The organism is Aminobacter aminovorans (genome assembly GCF_900445235.1).
GTDB classification, from domain to species: Bacteria; Pseudomonadota; Alphaproteobacteria; order Rhizobiales; family Rhizobiaceae; genus Aminobacter; species Aminobacter aminovorans.
The window spans coordinates 2696666-2714394 of record NZ_UFSM01000001.1; the positions used below are offsets into that span (position 1 = coordinate 2696666).

Below are 17729 nucleotides of genomic sequence, written 5' to 3' on the forward strand. Positions count from 1 at the left end.
GATACACTGCGATCGTCCCTTCGCAATTCAGGGACGATAACACACATTCCGTCGCGCTCAAGTAATGCCGACTGCCTTACCTGCCGCGCCATGCGAGCAGGCGCATGGCGTTGGCGGTGACGAGCACGGTGGCACCGGTGTCGGCGAGGATCGCCGGCCACAGGCCGGTGATGCCCATGATCGTGGTCACCAGGAATACCGCCTTGAGGCCGAGCGCGATGGTGATGTTCTGGGCGATGTTGCCCATAACCGACTTGGACAGCGCGATCATGTCGGGGATGTCGCTGACGCGGCCATGCAGGATCGCGGCGTCGGCCGTTTCGAGCGCGACGTCGGTGCCGCCGCCCATGGCGACGCCGAAGTCGGCCGCAGCCAGGGCAGGGGCGTCGTTGATGCCGTCACCGACCTTGGCGACGATCTGACCCTGCTTCTGCAATTCGCGCACGATGCGCTGCTTGTCGTCTGGCATCAGGCCGGCGCGGACGTTGATGCCGAGACCCTTGCCGATGGCCTTTGCCGTCGTCTCGTTGTCGCCGGTCAGCATGACGGTGGCGATGCCATCGTCCTTGAGCCGGGCGAGGGCGGCGATCGCATCGGCGCGCGGTTCGTCGCGCATGGCAAGGATGCCCGCGACCTTGCCGTCGACCAGCAGCACCGATACCGTCTTGCCATCGGCATTGAAGGCGGCGATCCGCGCGTTTTGTTCGGCTGACAGCCCGGCCATTTCTTCGGCAGCACCAGGCGAGGCGAGGAAAACCTCCTCGCCGCCGACATTGGCTGTCACGCCCTTGCCTGCGATGGCCTTGGCGGCGTTGGCCGGTGGTATCGGCACGCCGTCGACCTTGGCGCGACCGAGGATGGCCAGCGCCAGCGGATGGCTGGAGCCAGTCTCCAAGGCCGCGGCCAGCGACAGGACTTTGGTTTCGGAATGGCCGACGCCGATGATGTCGGTGACCTTGGGCTTGCCCTCGGTCAGCGTGCCGGTCTTGTCGAGCGCGACCATGGTGACGCGGCGCATGCCTTCAAACACGGCACCGCCTTTGAGCAACAGGCCACGGCGGGCGCCGGCGGACAGGCCTGCGGCAATCGCTGCGGGCGTCGAGATGACCAGCGCGCAGGGGCAGCCGATCAACAGGATGGCGAGGCCCTTGTAGATCCATTCTTCCCACGAACCGCCCGCAACGAGCGGCGGCAGGATGGCGACGAGCGCGCCGACGACAAGGACGGCCGGGGTGTAGTAGCGCGAGAAGCGGTCGATGAAGCGTTCGGTCGGCGCCTTGCTCTCCTGAGCCTCCTCGACCAACTTGATGACGCGAGCAATGGTGTTGTCGGCGGCGGCTGCGGTGACACGTACCCTGAGCACCGCGTCGGTATTGATGGTGCCGGCAAAGACATCGTCGCCTGTAGTCTTCGACTTGGGCACGCTCTCCCCGGTTACAGGGGCTTCGTCGAGCGTGCTGGAGCCGTCGATGATGACACCGTCGGCGGCGACGCGGTCGCCGGGACGGACTAGCATGATCGCGCCGACTTGTAGCGCATCGGCTGCAATTTCGCGGGTCGCACCGCTTTCCTCGACCAGTGCTGTCTTGGGGACGAGGTCGGCAAGGCCGCGAATGCTGGCGCGCGCACGGCGGGCGGCGACGCCTTCGAGCAGTTCGCCGATGAGAAACAGCAGCACGACCATCGTCGCTTCTTCGGTCGCGCCGATGAACACCGCGCCGACGGCGGCAATGGTCATCAAGGTCTCGATGGAGAATGGCGTGCCCGATATGGCACCGGCATAAGCGCGGCGGGCGACAGGCACCAGGCCGACCGCAAGTGCTGCCAGGAAGGCCCAATGCCCTATCTGCGGCAAGAGCTGGCCGATTGCGTAGGCGGCGACAAGCGCTGCGCCGCAGGCGATGGTGAGCTTGGCCTTGCGCGATTTCCACCACGGGCCGTCGTCGAGGTCGAAATGATCGTGGCCGGCGCCAGCGACACTCGCCGTCGCTGCACCATGGTCGTGTCCGGAATGGTCGCCATGATCGTGGCCGGCATGGTCGTGACTTGCATGGTGATGGCCGGCGTGATCGTGGCTGCAGTTCGGGCCGTGCTCGTGGACATGAGCCGTTGGTGCCGCGGTCCTGGCTGCGCCCACTTCGGCAACCGAATAGCCAAGCGCCTTAACCTGTTTCGAGATGGCGGCGGAGGGGACGGCGCCCTGATGGGTGACGATCATGGTACCGGCCGACACCGAAATGCCGACCTCGGTGATGCCGGGCAGGCGGCTGACCGCGTTTTCGATCTTGGTTGCGCAAGAGGCGCAATCCATGCCGCCGACGCGGAAGCGTGTCTTGCCGTGGCTGGCGTCGTTCATTTCAGATCCTTTCAATCCTATATGAAACGATGCTAGAATCTCTAGCCACTAGAGGATCAAGAGGATTTTTCGATGAATCTGCCGATTGGCGAATTGGCGCGGCGAACCGGTGTCAAAGTGCCGACGATCCGCTTCTACGAACAGATAGGGCTGATCGCCGCGCCGCCGCGCACCGAGGGCAACCAGCGCCGCTATGGCAAGACCGAGATCGACCTGCTGAACTTCATCCGCCACGCCCGCGAACTCGGCTTCGAAGTCGATCACATCCGCGAACTGCTCGCCATGTCGCAGGAGCCGCAGGCCTCCTGCCATCAGGCCGACAGTATCGCCCAGTCGCATCTGCTCGAGGTCGACCGTCGCATCGAGAAGCTCAAGCGGCTGCGCGGCGAGCTCGCACGCATGATCGACGAGTGCGGCCATGGCCGCATCTGCGACTGCCGTATCATCGAGGTTCTGGCCGATCACGGCCACTGCGCCGCCGATCATGTGACCTGATTGAGACAGGCGCGCGCCGCCTGTTCGAAGTGCTGCGTTCGGGCCGTATTTCATTTGATATTCCGGCCCTTTGCGGGCTAGGGATAACCCACCTCGAATCCCGAAATCCGCAAGCGGGAAGCGCCGATGGAAGCCCGACACGACCATAGCCACGGCGCCGACGCCGCTGACGCTGTCCGCGCCGAAATCTATGGCGATGACGGGGTGATTCTCGCGCCGTTCCTGGCCCATATCGGGGCGGCGATCGCCGACCGCGATACGCTGACGCTGAAGCGCGACGTCTCCGTCCTGCACCAATCCGAACTTGGCGACCTGCTGGAGGCGCTGCTGCCGGAACAGCGGCTGGCGCTTGTCGAGCTGATGGGCTCGGACTTCGACTTTTCGGCGCTGACCGAGGTCGACGAGGCGATCCGCCTCGACATCGTCGACAACCTGCCCAATGAGCAGATTGCCCAGGCCGTCCAGGAACTCGATTCCGACGACGCTGTCTACATTCTCGAGGATCTCGACACCGAGGACCAGGACGAGATCCTGGCGCAGCTGCCGTTCACCGAACGCATCCGGCTGCGCCGTTCGCTCGACTATCCCGAGGAATCGGCCGGCCGGCGCATGCAGACCGAGTTCGTCGCCGTGCCGCCTTTCTGGAGCATAGGCCAGACGATCGACTATCTGCGCGACGACAAGGACCTGCCGGACCGCTTCAGCCAGGTCTTCGTCATCGACCCGACCTTCAAGCTGCTGGGCGCTGTCGACCTCGACCAGATCCTGCGCACCAAGCGCGCCGTCAAGATCGAAGAGGTGATGCACGAGACGCGGCATGCCATTCCGGCGACGATGGACCAGGAAGAGGCGGCGCGCGAATTCGAGCAATACGATCTGCTTTCCGCTGCCGTCGTCGACGAGAACGAGCGTCTTGTCGGCGTGCTGACCATCGACGACGTCGTCGACGTCATCCAGCAGGAGGCCGAGGAAGATCTGCTGCGCATGGGCGGTGTCGGCGACGAAGAGCTGTCCGACACGGTGGCTGCGACGTCGCGTTCACGCGTGCCCTGGCTGCTGGTCAATCTCGGCACCGCCTTCATCTCGGCATCCGTCATCAGCCAGTTCGGCGCGACGATCGAGGAAATGGTGGCACTGGCGGCGCTGATGCCGATCGTCGCCTCGCTCGGCGGCAATGCCGGCACGCAGACGATGACGGTGACGGTGCGCGCACTCGCGACCCGCGACCTCGACATCTACAATGCCGGCCGCGTCATTCGCCGCGAGGTGATGGTCGGTCTGCTCAACGGCGCGGTCATCGCGACCATCCTCGGCCTCGTTGCCGGCCTGTGGTTCCACAATCCGGACCTCGGCTTTGTCATTGCCGCGGCGATGATCCTCAACATGCTGGCGGCGGCACTCGGCGGGATCCTCATTCCGTTGCTGCTCGACAAATTCGGCGCCGATCCGGCGATCTCGTCATCGATCTTCACAACGATGATCACCGATGTCATCGGTTTCCTGGCCTTCCTCAGTCTCGCCACCTGGTGGCTGCATCTCGGAGCCGCTCCGGGATAGTTGTGCTCGATTGACTTTTACGTAAATCGCGTGCCAGACTCCGCAAGGGATCGGTGACGGTTCCTCGGCTTGCGCGGATCAGTCGCGCGGCACGATCGCCTCGGCTAGTGCCCGGCATGAATTTGAGGCGGGGCGATGGCGTCCGCCGGGTGGAGAGACGATGCGGGAATATTACTCGATTACCGAACTGACCCGGGAATTCGACATTTCGACGCGCACACTGCGCTTCTACGAGGACGAGGGGCTCGTCCAGCCCGTCCGCCGTGGCCGCACCCGTCTGTTCCGACCATCCGACCGGCATCTCATTCGCCAGATCATGCGCGGCAAAAGGCTCGGCTTCTCGATCAACGAGATCCGCGAGATCATCCAGATGTACCGCGAGCCGCCCGGCGAAGTCGGTCAACTCAAGCTGATGATCAAGCGCATCGAGGAGAAGCGCGAGGACCTGCGCCAGAAGCGCCGCGACCTCGAGGAGACGCTGGCCGAGCTCGACCAGGCCGAGGAATCCTGTGTCGAGCGGCTGGTCGAACTCGGCGTCAACACCTGACGTCCGATCGGGTCACGCTCTACGGGCGGCAGCCCGGACTCGCCACCGGCATTGTGGTATGGTCGGCTACCCCTCGGGAGTGACTGCGATGTCGATGCTCGGCAGGATGGTTTGCGACTGGTCGGTCGTGAGCTTCGTGCTGCTGGCATTCGCGATCACCTGGATAGCCTTCATTCCGTTCTATCAGGCCGGCGGCGAAGACATTGCCTGGTTCACCTTCGGCCCGTTTGTCGCTGCCATCGTCAGTTCAGCTTTCCTGGGCGGCTGGCCAAGGCTACGTGCCCTGCTTGCCTCGGTGGTGCAGTGGCGGGTGCCTCCGGTGTGGTACCTGGTGGCGATCGGCATGCCCGTGGCGGTGCAACTGCTGGCGATCTGGCTCAACCCGATGTTCGGCTCCGCCCCGCCAAACTGGGCGAATGTGCCGGCTGTAACTGAAATCGCCGTCATGGTCGCGCTGCTTCTGGTGTTCAGCGGTCCGCTTGGCGAGGAGCCGGGATGGCGGGGCTTTGCACTGCCCTTGCTTCTCGGCGAGCGCGGAGCGCTGAATGCCAGTCTGGTGCTCGGGCTGATCTGGGCGGCCTGGCACCTGCCGCTGGTGCTGCTGAACGACTACAGCATTTCAAGTGCGCTCAATGTCATGGCGGCAGCGGTGGTGTTCACATGGCTGTACCAGAACTCGGCCGGAAGCGTGCTGCCGGCGATCCTGATGCATGCATCGCATCAGAACAGCGTCCGCTATCTCGGTCGCGTGTTTGAAGGCGGCGATGCGGCCCAGCATCAATGGATCGGCTTGATCTTATGGCTGGTGTTCGCGCTGGCGATCGTCGCGGTCTATGGGACGAGCAGTTTCCGCCGAAGGCAAGCGACCACCGTCGCCGGTTAGATCCAGCGCCGGACCTTCTTCGCATAGTCGATGTATTTCTTGCCGAAACGTGCCTGCAGGTGCTTTTCCTCCGGTACGATGGCGAGCTTTTGCGTGGCAAAGGCGGCAATGAGGGCCAGCGCCAGGAACCAGACATTTGCGGTGATCAGCCCGATGGCGATCATCAGCAGCGTGTTGGCGAAATAGATCGGGTTGCGGGTGAAGGAGAAGGCGCCCGACGTGACCAGATGCTCGGACGGCCTGTCGGGGCGGATGGTGGTCTTGGCCCGCTTCAGCGTCTGCATGGCCGAATAATAGATCGCAACGACGCCGGCGATTGCCAGCCAGCCGGCGGCAAAAAGCAGGTCCGACAGCGGTTCGGTGATCCACGGCAAGGGATAGAGCAGTCCGAGAACCGCCGCCACCACGATCGCTGCGAGGTAGAGGATCGGCGGCCATGGCACCTTGCTGGGGGCGGCGTTTGGATTGGTCACTGCGCTCCTCCTGGTATGGTCTGATTTTCGGTGCTTGTCGTGCACATGGCGGCGGTCTGCCCGACATGGGCTTTCAACTCCGGGCTCTGGTCGGAGGCATAGAGCCGATCGAACGAATCATCCTTCTGCAACTCGTCGAGCATGCAGACACAGTAGCGCGAGCAGAAATCGGTGTCGCGGCTCTGCTCGCAGGAAAGCTGGCAGGATTTCAGGAAAGTGACCTCGCGGGTTTCGACAGGGGCCGGGAAGACCTGGGCGAAGAGCCAGACCAGCGAGATCATCACCGGCTGGTGGATGAGGTAGAAGGCAAGGCTGTGGCGACCGAAGAAGGAGAGGGGCCGCGACCAGGCGCCGGGCTGAAGCCGCGCCATCTTTTCGATCAGGCCTGCCCTGAGCGCAAGTCCGGCGACACCGATGCCGGCCAGCACCGCGCCGAAGAAGGGAAACAGCGGGACGAAATCGTTGGAGCGGGGGTTGGCCATTGAAAGGCCGATCCAGACCAGAGCCGGGTGATTGAACGCCTCCGAGCGCAGATAGTGGGGTGCGACGACCACCAAAGCGGCGACGATCAGCGTCAGTACCGGCGGGACGCGCAGGAAGGCGAGGCCAAGCACGCTGGCGAGCGCGATATGATGCAGGATGCCGAAGAAGATGAAGGTGTCGGGCGTGGCGAACCAGGTGGCGACGGTGATCGCCAGTGCCGCCGCTGCCACCATGGCGAGCCGCCTGAAATAGCCGGGCCAGCGGATGCCCTTGGCATGTGCCAGCACCAGGCTGACACCGACGAGGAACAGGAAGCTCGAGGCGATGCAGCGCGCGAACAGCTTCCAGTTGCCATAAGCGGTCATGCCCGGATCGGCGTAACCGAAGAATTCGAGGTCCCAGGCGAAGTGGTAGATCGCCATGGCGATCAGGGCTGCACCGCGTGCGATGTCGATGACCGATACGCGCCGAGAAGTTGCTTTGATCTGGTCGGGGTTCGGTTGCATCGTCATGTTGTTCGCTTCTGCGTTTTCGGGTGTTGCAGCGCCCATGCAGCACTATCATGGTTGAAGCGGGGCGGAAGAGAGCAGAACTGTCTGTCGTGCACAGGGTTAAGCAATTGATGGGGCGGGCATGAGCGGACGAAAGATGTCGCTGACCGAAGAACTGGTGGCGCGTTGCCATCGCGAGGTTGCCGATACGGGCCCTGACCCCGATGCCATGCATCTCGACGACGCCGACTATGAGGCGATGATCGACGAAACGCTTGCCGCGCGCCCCGGCAATGGACCGTTGTGGCTGTTTGCCTATGGATCGCTGATCTGGAAACCCGAGGTGGAGCATACCGACGAAAGGGTGGCGCTGGCGCGCGGCTGGCACCGTTCTTTCTGCATCAACATGACCCGCTGGCGCGCCACAAAGGCTGAGCCCGGACTGATGATGGGCATGGATCGCGGCGGCCAGTGCAAGGGCGTGGCGCTCAGACTGACGGACGGCGACCGCCGCGAGCAGCTCGACAAGCTGTTTCGCCGCGAGATGACGCTGAAACCCTCCACCTACAAGCCGCGCTGGCTGAATCTCGCCACCGATGAAGGTCCGTTGACCGCGCTCGCCTTCGTCATCAACCGCAAAGGCCACGCCTATGCCGGCGCGCTGGGTGAGGACGCGGTGGCGGAGCGACTGGCGACGACATGCGGCCATTGGGGTTCGGCTGCGGACTACCTCTATAATGTGGTCAGCAACCTCGAGCAGCGGGCGATCCACGACCGCCATCTGTGGCGGCTCCAGCACCTTGTGGCCGAGCGAATCGTGGCCCGCGGATGATCGCCGGAACGCCGCTTTCGAGCGCGGCGGCGTCGGAATTTGGTTTGCCGCCCAAGCCATTTGTTTCTATAGTTGCGGCGTCGTCGGTTCCGTTACGGAATCAAGAGGGAATGCGGTAAGGGCCATTTGAAGGTCCGAAGCCGTGGCTGCCCCCGCAACTGTATGCGGTTAGCTCTCCCCAAATGCCACTGAAGCTCGCTTCGGGAAGGCGGGGAAGGGTGCCGATCCGCAAGCCAGGAGACCTGCCGGCGACAGGCACTTATCTCTGTGCCCTCGGGTGGAGGGCGAAAGGACTTACGATGAACACTGTTTCTGCTCTCGGCACCGACGTCACTTCGCAGTCGCGTAGCATGCAACTGGCGCTTGCCGCGCTGCTCGGCCTTTTCGTTGTTGGCTTCCTCGGGTTCTCGCATATGGACGTGGTGCACAATGCTGCCCACGACTATCGCCACTCGATGGCTTTCCCCTGCCACTGACCAAGGCGATCCAACAATGTCGATCTTCAGAAACGTCGTGTTCATCGCGGCGATCAGCGGCCTGTTGGCCGGCGTGGTCCTCGCTGCCCTTCAAACCTATGCAACCGATCCACTAATCTTCAAGGCGGAGACATATGAGAATGCCGGCGGCGGCCATGAGCATGCCGCTGCTGCGCCAGCGGCTGGCACCGAGGCCACAACGCCGGCAGCCGGCACCGAAGCCGCGGCACCCGCGGCGGCTCCCGCTGAAGAAGAGGCAGAGGCCTGGGCTCCCGCCGACGGCGCCGAGCGTTTTGCCTATTCGGCGCTGGCTAACATCGTCAGTGGCATCGCTTTCGCCTTGATCCTTGTCGCCGTTTCCGAATTCGCCGGTGGCATCGCCAACTGGCGCCAGGGCGTATTCTGGGGGTTCGCCGGCTTTGCGGTATTCACGCTTGCGCCGGGCCTTGGCCTGCCACCGGAACTGCCGGCCATGCCGGCGGCCGATCTGGTGTCGCGCCAAATCTGGTGGAGCTCGACGGTGGTTGCAACGGCTGTGGGTCTTGCGCTGATTGCCTTCCGGCAGTCGCTGCCGCTCGCCATCCTTGGCGTGGCGCTGATCGTTGCGCCGCACATCGTTGGTGCGCCGCAGCCGGAAAGCCACGACTCGCCGATCCCCGCCGACCTGCACCACAGCTTCGTCGTCGCCGTCACCATCACCAACCTGGTGTTCTGGACCGTGCTTGGCGCGGCAGTCGGTATGGTGCGCAATCGCTTCATGGGTGCGACGCCAGCGCTGCAAGGCCGCCTTGCCTGAGAAGCTGACTTTCCTGCTCGGTGGCGCGCGCTCCGGCAAGAGCGCGCATGCCGAGCGGCTGATCATGCAGTTTCCTGCGCCGTGGACGTATATCGCCACGGCGCAGGCCTACGACGACGAGATGCGCGAGCGCATTTCGATCCATCGCGGCCGCCGCGGCGAGGGCTGGCGAACGCTCGACGCGCCGCTGGATCTGGTCGGCGCGCTCGCCAGCCTGCCCGATGGCGCCCCTGTTCTGGTCGACTGCCTGACGCTCTGGCTTACCAATCACCTTCTGGCCGATCATGACGTCGAGGCCGAACGTGCGGCGCTCGTCGAGGTGCTGTCGCGTCCGCGCGGGCCGTGGTTCGTGGTCTCCAACGAGGTTGGGCTCGGCATCGTGCCCGACAATGCACTGGCCCGCCGTTTTCGTGATGATGCCGGCAGGCTCAATCAAAAGGTGGCGGCCGTGGCCGAAGAGGTCCTGTTTCTTGTCGCCGGCCTGCCGATGAAGGTGAAATGATGAAGACGATCGACGATCAGGAAGCCGAACGCCACCGCGCCAAGATGGCCAAGCGCAAGGCGGTTCAGGATGCCGAGGTCGCCGGCAAGACCATCGTCGAGAAGGGGCTGCTGATCGTCAACACAGGTCCCGGCAAGGGCAAGTCGACCGCGGCATTCGGTCTGGCGCTGCGCATGCTGGGTTATGGCCAGCGGGTTGGCGTCGTGCAGTTCATCAAGGGCGCCTGGCATTCGGGCGAGCAGGACGCATTCGCCGCCTTCGGCGACCGCGCCGTCTGGCACACGATGGGCGAGGGCTTTACCTGGGAGACGCAGGACATCAAGCGCGACATCGCGGCCGCCGAAGCAGCCTGGGCTAAGGCGCAGGAACTGCTGGCCGACCCGACAATTGCGCTTGTCGTCCTCGACGAGCTCAATATCGCGCTGCGCTATGACTATCTCGATCTGGAAGCGGTGGTCGCGACGCTGAAGAACCGTCGCGAGGGGCTGCATGTCGTGGTCACCGGCCGCAACGCCAAGCCGGCGCTGGTCGAGGCTGCCGACCTCGTCACCGAGATGGGCGCGACCAAGCATCACTTCTCGGCCGGCGTGAAGGCGCAGAAGGGAATCGAGTTCTAGCGTCGCTGTGTCAGAGCCAGATGGCGAAGCCGATCAGGCCGATGGTGCCGACCAGGATGGCGTCGGCGGTCCAGTAGAGGCGGAGTGCCGCTCGGATATCGCGGGCATTGGCGTCACGGCGGCCGCCCGCGCCCATGAAGGCGTCCTCGACCAAAACGCCGCCATAGGCGCGAGGGCCGGCAAGAGCGAGGCCGAGCGCACCGGCCATTGCGGCCTCGGGCCAGCCGGCATTGGGTGAACGGTGTTTTTTGGCGTCGCGCCAGACGGCCTCCCAGCCGGCCTTCGGGTCGGCGCCGGGCACGAGGAAGGCGGCGAGCACGATGGCAAGTGCGGTCAGCCGCGAGGCCGGCAGGTTGATCAGATCGTCGAAACGGGCGGCGGCCCAGCCGAAGGCTTCGTGGCGACTGGTGCGGTGACCGATCATCGAATCGGCGGTGTTTGCCGCCTTGTAGGCAGCACCTCCGGCGAAACCTGTGATGGCAAGCCAGAAGGCAGGTGCAGTGATGCCGTCGGAGAAGTTTTCGGCCAGGCTCTCGATTGCGGCACGGCTGACGCCTGCTTCGTCGAGGCGTTCGGGGTCGCGGCCGACGATCTGCGACACCGCCTTGCGGCCGGCGAGGATGCCGCCGCTGTCGAGCGCGTCGGCGACCGCCTTCACATGGCTGCCGAGGCTGCGCTGGGCGACGAGGCTGGAAGCGGCGATGGCGGTCAGGAGCATGCCGAAGGGCAGCAAACCGAACAGGCGCTCCATGGCGAAGGCGATTGTGGCGGGCACTGTGACGATGACGGCAAGCGCAACCACGCCCAGAAAACGGCGCCTGGCGTCGGTATCGGTGGCGCGGTTGAGGCTGGTGTCGAGAAAGGATATCAGCTTGCCGATCCAGATCACCGGGTGGCCGATCGCACGCACCAGCCGATCCGGGTAACCGAGACCGAGTTCGAACAGAAGCGACAGGAAGGCGAGCGGAAAAGACATGACGCTTCTTGCAGGACGTAGGACAGGGACCGTGGACCACGGCGGCAGCCTGGAACGGGCGAGGGCGCTGTTTCCGGGAGCGCCCGAGCCGTTCGTCGACCTGTCGACCGGGATTAATCCAAACTCCTATCCGCTTTTCGAGCTGCCTGCCACAGCCTTGTCACGCCTGCCCGAGCCCGGCCGGGCGCGCGACCTCGCAGCAGTTGCCGCCACTGCATACGGCGCGCCCACGGCCGCCCATGTGGTGCCGGCGCCGGGCACGCAGATTCTGCTGCCGCGTATCGCCTCGCTGGTGCGGCCCGGCCATGCCTTCGTGCTCGGGCCGACCTATCAGGAACACGCCCGCGCCGCTGCGATCGCCGGTCATCAGGTGGCCGAGACGCGCGATTTCGGGCAGCTTTTCGACGCCGACCTTGCCGTCGTGGTCAATCCGAACAATCCTGACGGCCGTGTCGTGCAGCGCAAGGACCTGCTTGAACTGGCCGCCGGCCTGCGCTCCCGCGGCGGGCTTCTGGTCGTCGACGAGGCGTTCATGGATGTAGGCCCGCAGGCGCAGAGCCTTGCCGGCGATGTCGAGCAGGGTGGCCTGGTGGTGCTGCGCTCCTTCGGCAAGTTCTACGGGCTGGCCGGCATCCGTCTCGGCTTCGCGCTGGCCCACCCGGATATTGCTGGCCGACTGGAGGAGGAGCTGGGGCCCTGGTCGGTGGCCGTGCCGTCGCTCGAATACGGCATCAAGGCGCTGTCGGATGCTGACTGGCAGCGTGAGATGCGGACGACGCTGGCGCATGCCGCGCATCGTCTCGACCAGGCCTTTGCCCGCGCCGGCTTGATCGTCACCGGTGGCACGTCGCTGTTCCGCCATGTCGACATTCCCGACGCCGCAGGGCTGTTCAAGGCGCTGGGGCGCGAGGGTATCCTGGTGCGCAGTTTCGCCGATCGACCGACCCAGTTGCGCTGCGGCTTGCCGGGCCACGAGGTCGAGTGGCGACGGCTTGACGTGGCCCTGGGTGATTGGGCGCAGGACCGGGAAACGGCGAGGAAGGAGGCTGTGCGGTGATCTTTGTCTGCCCGCTTTCGAAGGTCGAAGAGACAGTCCCGCGCATCGGCGCGGATCGGCTTGTCTCGCTGCTGTCAGCCGGAACGGAAATGACGCGGCCAGTGTCGATCCGTGCCGAGAACCACCTTTTGATGAACATGCACGACATATCGGCCGAGCAGGACGGCATGACGTTGCCCGGCGAAGCGCATGTGCGGCAGTTGCTCGACTTCGCTCGTGCCTGGGACCGCTCGCGGCCATTGGCGATCAATTGCTGGGCTGGTGTGAGCCGGTCGACGGCGTCGGCCTACATTATCGCTGCGGCATTCGATCCGTCGCGCGACGAGACGGAACTTGCCCTGCTGTTGCGCAGGCTTTCACCAACGGCGACGCCCAATCCACGGCTGATTGAGGTGGCGGACCAGATCCTGGGACGCAACGGGCGCATGGTGAGGGCGATCGCCGCTATCGGCCGCGGTGCCGACTGTTTCGAGGGCGTGCCGTTCGGGCTGGAGGTTTAGATCGACGCTGGTTCGGCCTGGCCGGTCGTGCGTGCTTCAAGGCTCGCCAGCTGGTGGTTGAACGCAACTGTGCAAAACGCAACAGTGCAGGTTGTGCGCGCTCGCATCTCAGGATGAGGCCGGTCGTGCGGCCCTTCACCCCCCGTTGAGCCGCTGTCCTCGATGGGCGAGCCTCGAAGAACGCACCATCTCTACGCCAGCCACTCCGCCAACTTCGCCTTGCGGACGTCCTGCAGCAGGCGCACGAACCCCTTGGCTTGATGCGTAGCCGTCAGCCGCCCTTTCTCGGCGGTGGCGGCGAGCGCATTGCCGACCACGCCATGCGGGTTGAGATCGCTCGCAATCCACGAGAAGCCATGTGGGCCATGTGAGCGCAGCAGGTCGAATTCGGCCTCGCTGCGCTCGAAGCTGGAGGCAAAGTCCTCGGCCCTGGCCATCTCGACCAGTTCAGGGCGGAAGTGCAGCATCAGCGACGTCTCGACATCGCCGCCATGGATGCCGAGCTGGATTTCGCGGGCAGAATAGAGGCCGTCGGGCGTGCCGAAGCGGCCCCAGCTCGAGCGCACCGACAGGGCGTCGAAGCGCACCCGCAGTTCGCGCGAGACGATGCCCATCACCTCCTCATTGCCGCCATGCGAGGTGACGAACACGAACTTGCGGATGCCCGCGCGGGCGATCGAGGCGCCGAGTTCGGTCCAGGCGTCGACCAGCATGTTGGCGGGCAGGCTGAGCGTGCCGGGTGCGTGGATGTGCTCGTCGGACTTGCCGACTGCCTGGATCGGCAGGAATCGGGCGTCGAGATCATCGGGCAGATAGGCAAAGGTCTCGGCCAGCATACCTTCCATGATGGCGAGATCGGTGGACACCGGCAGATGCGGGCCATGCTGCTCGACGGCCGCGACGGGGATGACGGCGATCGTCGCTTCCGGATCGAGACCGGTGAAATCGGCCGCCTTGAAGTCGCCCCACCAGACACGTCGCTGCTTTTTCGTCACTGCCCGGCCTCGCCGCATGAAATTCGCCTCCGACTGAATATGTCAGCACGGGCGAATTTGTAAGGGGCGGCTACATGCGCACGCGTTCGGCCTTGGGATCGTACATCGGCTTCAGCGCGGCTTCGGCGGCAAAACGTTCGCCGGCGATCTCGATCTCATAGCGAGAGCCGAGCACGTCCGCCTCGGTCTCGTTGGCGCATGGCACGTAGCCGAGACCGATGGCGCCGCCGAGATGGTGGCCATAATTGCCCGACGTGATCGTGCTGACGATCTTGCCGTCGCGGACGATGGCCTCATTGTGGAACAGCAACGGCTCCGGATTCTGCAACCGGAACTGGACCAGCCGGCGGGCAAGACCTGCGTCGCGCTTGCGCAGCACCGCATCGCGGCCGATGAATTCGCCCTTGCCCGATTTCACCGCAAAGCCGAGCCCGGCCTCCAGCACATGATCCTCGTCGGTGATGTCGTGGCCGAAATGCCGAAAAGCCTTCTCGATGCGGCAGGAATCGAGCGTGTGCAGGCCACAGAGTTTCAGCCCCATATCGGCTCCGGCTTCTTCGATTGCCTCGAATACATGCGCCGCCTGGTCGGTCGACACATAGAGCTCCCAGCCGAGTTCGCCGACATAGGTGACGCGATGGGCACGGGCGAGGCCCATTCCGATCTCGATCTCCTGACAGCTGCCGAACGGGTTGTTTCCATTGGAGAAATCGTTGGGGCTGATCTTCTGGATCAGCTCGCGCGACTGCGGTCCCATCAGGCAGAGCACGCTTTCGGAAGCCGTCACATCGGTGATGACGACGAACTCGTCGTTGATATGCTTGCGGAACCAGGCGAGGTCGCGCTGGAGCGTGGCGCCGGGCACGACTGCCAGGAAGGCGGTCGGCGAAAGACGGGTCACAGTCAGATCGCTTTCGATGCCGCCGCGCTGGTTGAGCATCTGGGTGTAGACGATTTTCCCTGGCTCGACGTCGATGTCGTTGGCGCAGAGGCGTTGGAGGTAGGCCAGGGCGTCGCGACCCTCGATGCGGATCTTGCCGAAAGAGGTCATGTCGAACAGGCCGACGCCGTTGCGGACGGCGAGATGCTCGTCGCGCTGGTTGTCGAACCAGTTCTGCCGCTTCCAGGAGTATCTGTATTCGCGTTCCTGACCTTCGCGGGCAAACCAGTTGGCGCGCTCCCAGCCGGCGACTTCGCCGAACACGGCGCCGCGCGCCTTCAGGTGCTCGTGCAGCGGCGAACGCCTGATGTTCCGCGATGTCGCCATCTGGCGATAGGGGAAATGGTCGGCATAGAGCAGGCCGAGCGTCTCCGAGACGCGCTCCTTGAGATAGCGGCGGTTCTTCTGGAACGGCTGGGCGCGGCGGATATCGACCTCCCAGAGGTCGAACGGCGCCTCGCCATCATGGATCCACTGCGCCAGAGCCATGCCGGCGCCGCCTGAGGAGACGATGCCGATGGAGTTGTAGCCGGCGGCGACCCAGTAGCCACCGACTTCAGGCGCCTCGCCGAGATAATAGCGGTCGTCGGGGGTGAAGCTCTCGGGGCCGTTGAAGAAGGTGTGGATGCCAGCGGTTTCCAGCATCGGCATGCGATTGACGCCCATTTCCAGGACCGGCGCGAAATGATCCATGTCCTCGGGCAGTTGGTCGAAACAGAAATCCTCGCGGATGCCGTCCATGCCCCAGGGTTTTGCGACCGGCTCGAAGGCGCCGAGCATCATCTTGCCGGCGTCTTCCTTGTAGTAAGCGCACTCGTCGGGCACGCGCAGCACCGGCAGGCGGCCGAGGCCGGGAATAGCCTCCGTAACGAGGTAGAAATGCTCGCAGGCGTGCAGCGGGATGGTAACGCCGTTCTGGGCGCCCAGTTCGCGCGCCCACATGCCGGCGCAGTTGACGACGATGTCGGTCTCGATGGTTCCCTGTTCGCCGCCTTGCGCCCATGATACGCCGGAGACGCGGCCGTCCTTGGTATGGACCTTCGACACCTTGACGTTCTCGACGATCCTGGCGCCGCGCTGCCTGGCGCCCTTGGCCAGCGCCATGGCGATGTTGGCCGGATCGCACTGTCCGTCGAGCGGCAGATGCACGGCGCCGACCACGTCGGACACATTGAGATGCGGGTACATCTCTTTGACTTCTCTGGGCGAAATCTCGCGCACGTCGACATTGAAGGCGCGCGCCAGCGACGCCTGGCGGTAGATCTCGTGCTTGCGCTCCTCGGTCAGCGCGACGGTGATCGAGCCGACCTGGCGCATGCCGGTGGCGACACCGGTCTCTTCCTCGAGCCTGACGTAGAGGTCGGCCGAATATTTCGCCAGCCGGGTCATGTTCTGCGAGGCGCGCAACTGCCCGATCAACCCCGCCGCGTGCCATGTCGTGCCTGATGTGAGCTGCTTGCGCTCCAGAAGCACGATGTCGGTCCAGCCGAGCTTCGCCAGGTGATAGGCGACGGAGCAGCCGGACACCCCGCCGCCAATGATAACGGCGCGGGCACGGGCGGGGATTTCGGTCATGCGGCAGACCTCTCATAGCTGTTGGCGAAACGCCTCAGGCGGCCGGCGGCTTCCCTCAGCACGTCGTCGGGCTGGCACAGGCTGATGCGGATGTGACCGGCGGCGGCGTCGCCGAAGCTCTTGCCCGGCATGACGGCGACCTTTTCCGCCTCGAGCAGGTCCCAGGCGAATTTCTCGCAGTCGGGCTCGATGGCGCTGACGTCGAGCATGACATACATGCCGCCTTCCGAACCGCGCACGGTGACGTTGTTCAGCCCGCGCATCTGATCGACGAACAGGGAGCGGCGGCCGGAGTAGATAGCTGCGATCTTGGCGACGCCGAAGTCGTTCTCCAGCGCCTCGATCGCCGCGCGGCTGACGAAATCGGTCAGGCCGTAGGTGGTGACGAGGTTGAGATTGATGACCAGCGAGACGAGATCGGCGGGGGCAGTGAGCCAGCCGATGCGCCAGCCGGTCATGCCGTGGCTCTTGGACATCGAGTTGATGATGAGGGTGCGCTCGGCCATGCCGGGCAGGGCCCGCGGCGACACATGCTCGCCGCCGCCGAGTGTCCAGTAGACCTCGTCGGAGAGCAGCCAGAGGTCGCGACGAATGCAAAGCTCGGCGATACCCTCCAGGCATTTCCTGGAATAGACGGCACCGGTCGGGTTGTTCGGCGTGTTGATGAGGATCGAGCGCGTGTTGGGCTTCAGCGCCTTCTCGATCTCCGCCGCACGCGGCTGGAAGCCATCCGATGCGTGGGCCTCGACGACGGTGTAGCCGGCGCCGGCGGCGCGGAAGGTGCCGGGGTAGGTGGCGTAATAGGGCGCCACGACCACGGCGTGGTCGCCCGGATCATGCGTTGCCTGGACCGCGGCGTAGAGCGCCGCCTGGCCCCCCGGCGTGGCGATGATTTCGGAAAGTGCGGTGTCGACGCCAGTGCAGCGCGTGGAGATCCTGGCCATGGCGGCACGCAGACGCGGCAGGCCGGGCAGTTGCGTGTAGTGGTGGTAGCCGGCGCGCACAGCGTCGACGCAGGCCTCGACCGTCTCCGACGGCGTATCGAAATCGTGGTCGCCGACCGACAGCATGATGATGTCCTCGCCGGCCTGCTTGCGTGTCATGGCGGCGAAATGCACTTCCCAGCCGTCCTTGCCTGATGGGACGATGCCGGAGATGCGGGCGGATGGTTTCGGCAT

General features: G+C 64.7%; 18 protein-coding genes and 1 riboswitch. Of the genes, 11 read left to right on the forward strand and 7 right to left on the reverse strand.

Going from position 1 to position 17729, the window contains the following annotated elements:
* Window positions 1-76 precede the first annotated feature (76 nt).
* Window positions 77-2356 carry a heavy metal translocating P-type ATPase gene (locus DY201_RS13270; protein ID WP_115731605.1) on the reverse strand — a complete coding sequence of 760 codons (2280 nt, stop codon included), beginning with the start codon at window positions 2354-2356 and terminating at the stop codon, window positions 77-79.
* A 72-nt stretch (window positions 2357-2428) separates the two neighbouring features.
* On the opposite strand from DY201_RS13270, the gene DY201_RS13275 reads away from it, so the two are divergent.
* The 4 genes from DY201_RS13275 to DY201_RS13290 all read left to right on the forward strand — a co-directional run bounded on the left by DY201_RS13275 (window position 2429) and on the right by DY201_RS13290 (window position 5838).
* Window positions 2429-2851: a MerR family transcriptional regulator gene (locus tag DY201_RS13275; protein ID WP_115731606.1), complete on the forward strand. Its 423-nt coding sequence runs from the start codon at window positions 2429-2431 to the stop codon at window positions 2849-2851.
* A gap of 126 nt (window positions 2852-2977) precedes the next feature.
* The gene (mgtE, locus tag DY201_RS13280; RefSeq protein ID WP_115731607.1) at window positions 2978-4408 is read left to right on the forward strand and encodes a magnesium transporter; all 1431 of its coding nucleotides are present in this window, start codon (window positions 2978-2980) and stop codon (window positions 4406-4408) included.
* Between the two features lie 160 nt (window positions 4409-4568).
* On the forward strand, window positions 4569-4955 hold the full coding sequence (locus DY201_RS13285; protein WP_055969316.1) for a MerR family transcriptional regulator: 387 nt from the start codon (window positions 4569-4571) through the stop codon (window positions 4953-4955).
* Between the two features lie 88 nt (window positions 4956-5043).
* A complete protein-coding gene (locus DY201_RS13290) occupies window positions 5044-5838 on the forward strand; it encodes a CPBP family intramembrane glutamic endopeptidase (RefSeq protein ID WP_115731608.1) in 795 nt (264 codons plus the stop codon).
* On the opposite strand, the gene DY201_RS13295 is transcribed toward DY201_RS13290, so the two are convergent.
* Complete coding sequence (locus tag DY201_RS13295) at window positions 5835-6311, reverse strand: methyltransferase family protein (RefSeq protein WP_115731609.1); 477 nt, start codon at window positions 6309-6311, stop codon at window positions 5835-5837. The two genes, DY201_RS13290 and DY201_RS13295, sit on opposite strands and share 4 nt — an antisense overlap.
* Entirely contained in the window at window positions 6308-7306 is a 999-nt protein-coding gene (locus DY201_RS13300; RefSeq protein ID WP_115733771.1) for an acetyltransferase domain-containing protein, read from the reverse strand. The genes DY201_RS13295 and DY201_RS13300 overlap by 4 nt, the downstream gene beginning before the upstream one ends.
* A gap of 121 nt (window positions 7307-7427) precedes the next feature.
* Here DY201_RS13300 and DY201_RS13305 point away from each other — a divergent pair, with 121 nt between their 5' ends.
* From DY201_RS13305 to cobO, 5 genes are all read left to right on the forward strand, one after another.
* Complete coding sequence (locus tag DY201_RS13305) at window positions 7428-8117, forward strand: gamma-glutamylcyclotransferase (RefSeq protein WP_115731610.1); 690 nt, start codon at window positions 7428-7430, stop codon at window positions 8115-8117.
* Between the two features lie 67 nt (window positions 8118-8184).
* A riboswitch (cobalamin riboswitch) is annotated at window positions 8185-8381 on the forward strand.
* A gap of 35 nt (window positions 8382-8416) precedes the next feature.
* On the forward strand, window positions 8417-8593 hold the full coding sequence (locus tag DY201_RS13310) for a CbtB domain-containing protein (RefSeq protein ID WP_115731611.1): 177 nt from the start codon (window positions 8417-8419) through the stop codon (window positions 8591-8593).
* A 16-nt stretch (window positions 8594-8609) separates the two neighbouring features.
* The gene (locus DY201_RS13315) at window positions 8610-9389 is read left to right on the forward strand and encodes a CbtA family protein (protein ID WP_115731612.1); all 780 of its coding nucleotides are present in this window, start codon (window positions 8610-8612) and stop codon (window positions 9387-9389) included.
* Window positions 9382-9891 carry a bifunctional adenosylcobinamide kinase/adenosylcobinamide-phosphate guanylyltransferase gene (gene cobU, locus DY201_RS13320; RefSeq protein ID WP_115733772.1) on the forward strand — a complete coding sequence of 170 codons (510 nt, stop codon included), beginning with the start codon at window positions 9382-9384 and terminating at the stop codon, window positions 9889-9891. Before DY201_RS13315 ends, cobU begins: the two co-directional genes overlap by 8 nt.
* Window positions 9891-10508 carry a cob(I)yrinic acid a,c-diamide adenosyltransferase gene (gene cobO, locus DY201_RS13325; RefSeq protein WP_115731613.1) on the forward strand — a complete coding sequence of 206 codons (618 nt, stop codon included), beginning with the start codon at window positions 9891-9893 and terminating at the stop codon, window positions 10506-10508. Before cobU ends, cobO begins: the two co-directional genes overlap by 1 nt.
* A 10-nt stretch (window positions 10509-10518) precedes the next feature.
* Here the strand turns inward: cobO and cbiB are convergent, their stop codons facing one another.
* On the reverse strand, window positions 10519-11484 hold the full coding sequence (cbiB, locus tag DY201_RS13330) for an adenosylcobinamide-phosphate synthase CbiB (RefSeq protein WP_115731614.1): 966 nt from the start codon (window positions 11482-11484) through the stop codon (window positions 10519-10521).
* Here cbiB and cobD point away from each other — a divergent pair.
* Window positions 11483-12541: a threonine-phosphate decarboxylase CobD gene (gene cobD, locus DY201_RS13335; protein ID WP_172582930.1), complete on the forward strand. Its 1059-nt coding sequence runs from the start codon at window positions 11483-11485 to the stop codon at window positions 12539-12541. The two genes, cbiB and cobD, sit on opposite strands and share 2 nt — an antisense overlap.
* A complete protein-coding gene (locus DY201_RS13340; protein ID WP_115731616.1) occupies window positions 12538-13041 on the forward strand; it encodes a tyrosine phosphatase family protein in 504 nt (167 codons plus the stop codon). Before cobD ends, DY201_RS13340 begins: the two co-directional genes overlap by 4 nt.
* A gap of 191 nt (window positions 13042-13232) precedes the next feature.
* Here the strand turns inward: DY201_RS13340 and DY201_RS13345 are convergent, their stop codons facing one another.
* From DY201_RS13345 to DY201_RS13355, 3 genes are all read right to left on the reverse strand, one after another.
* Window positions 13233-14036, reverse strand: coding sequence for a creatininase family protein (locus DY201_RS13345; protein WP_115731617.1), 804 nt, complete (start codon window positions 14034-14036; stop codon window positions 13233-13235).
* Window positions 14037-14106: 70 nt separating this feature from the next.
* Window positions 14107-16551, reverse strand: a complete 2445-nt coding sequence (locus tag DY201_RS13350) for a GcvT family protein (protein WP_115731618.1) — start codon at window positions 16549-16551, stop codon at window positions 14107-14109.
* Entirely contained in the window at window positions 16548-17729 is a 1182-nt protein-coding gene (locus DY201_RS13355) for a pyridoxal phosphate-dependent aminotransferase (protein WP_115733773.1), read from the reverse strand. Before DY201_RS13355 ends, DY201_RS13350 begins: the two co-directional genes overlap by 4 nt.

Excerpts from the sequence above, each read along its gene's own strand:
- mgtE (WP_115731607.1), top strand. The coding sequence starts at position 2,978 with ATGGAAGCCCGACACGACCATAGCCACGGCGCCGACGCCGCTGACGCT.
- cobD (WP_172582930.1), top strand. The coding sequence starts at position 11,483 with ATGACGCTTCTTGCAGGACGTAGGACAGGGACCGTGGACCACGGCGGC.
- DY201_RS13315 (WP_115731612.1), top strand. The coding sequence starts at position 8,610 with ATGTCGATCTTCAGAAACGTCGTGTTCATCGCGGCGATCAGCGGCCTG.
- cbiB (WP_115731614.1), bottom strand. The coding sequence starts at position 11,484 with ATGTCTTTTCCGCTCGCCTTCCTGTCGCTTCTGTTCGAACTCGGTCTC.
- DY201_RS13350 (WP_115731618.1), bottom strand. The coding sequence starts at position 16,551 with ATGACCGAAATCCCCGCCCGTGCCCGCGCCGTTATCATTGGCGGCGGG.
- DY201_RS13305 (WP_115731610.1), top strand. The coding sequence starts at position 7,428 with ATGAGCGGACGAAAGATGTCGCTGACCGAAGAACTGGTGGCGCGTTGC.
- DY201_RS13275 (WP_115731606.1), top strand. The coding sequence starts at position 2,429 with ATGAATCTGCCGATTGGCGAATTGGCGCGGCGAACCGGTGTCAAAGTG.
- cobO (WP_115731613.1), top strand. The coding sequence starts at position 9,891 with ATGAAGACGATCGACGATCAGGAAGCCGAACGCCACCGCGCCAAGATG.
- DY201_RS13300 (WP_115733771.1), bottom strand. The coding sequence starts at position 7,306 with ATGACGATGCAACCGAACCCCGACCAGATCAAAGCAACTTCTCGGCGC.
- DY201_RS13355 (WP_115733773.1), bottom strand. The coding sequence starts at position 17,729 with ATGCCGAAACCATCCGCCCGCATCTCCGGCATCGTCCCATCAGGCAAG.
- DY201_RS13270 (WP_115731605.1), bottom strand. The coding sequence starts at position 2,356 with ATGAACGACGCCAGCCACGGCAAGACACGCTTCCGCGTCGGCGGCATG.
- DY201_RS13290 (WP_115731608.1), top strand. The coding sequence starts at position 5,044 with ATGTCGATGCTCGGCAGGATGGTTTGCGACTGGTCGGTCGTGAGCTTC.
- DY201_RS13310 (WP_115731611.1), top strand. The coding sequence starts at position 8,417 with ATGAACACTGTTTCTGCTCTCGGCACCGACGTCACTTCGCAGTCGCGT.
- DY201_RS13285 (WP_055969316.1), top strand. The coding sequence starts at position 4,569 with ATGCGGGAATATTACTCGATTACCGAACTGACCCGGGAATTCGACATT.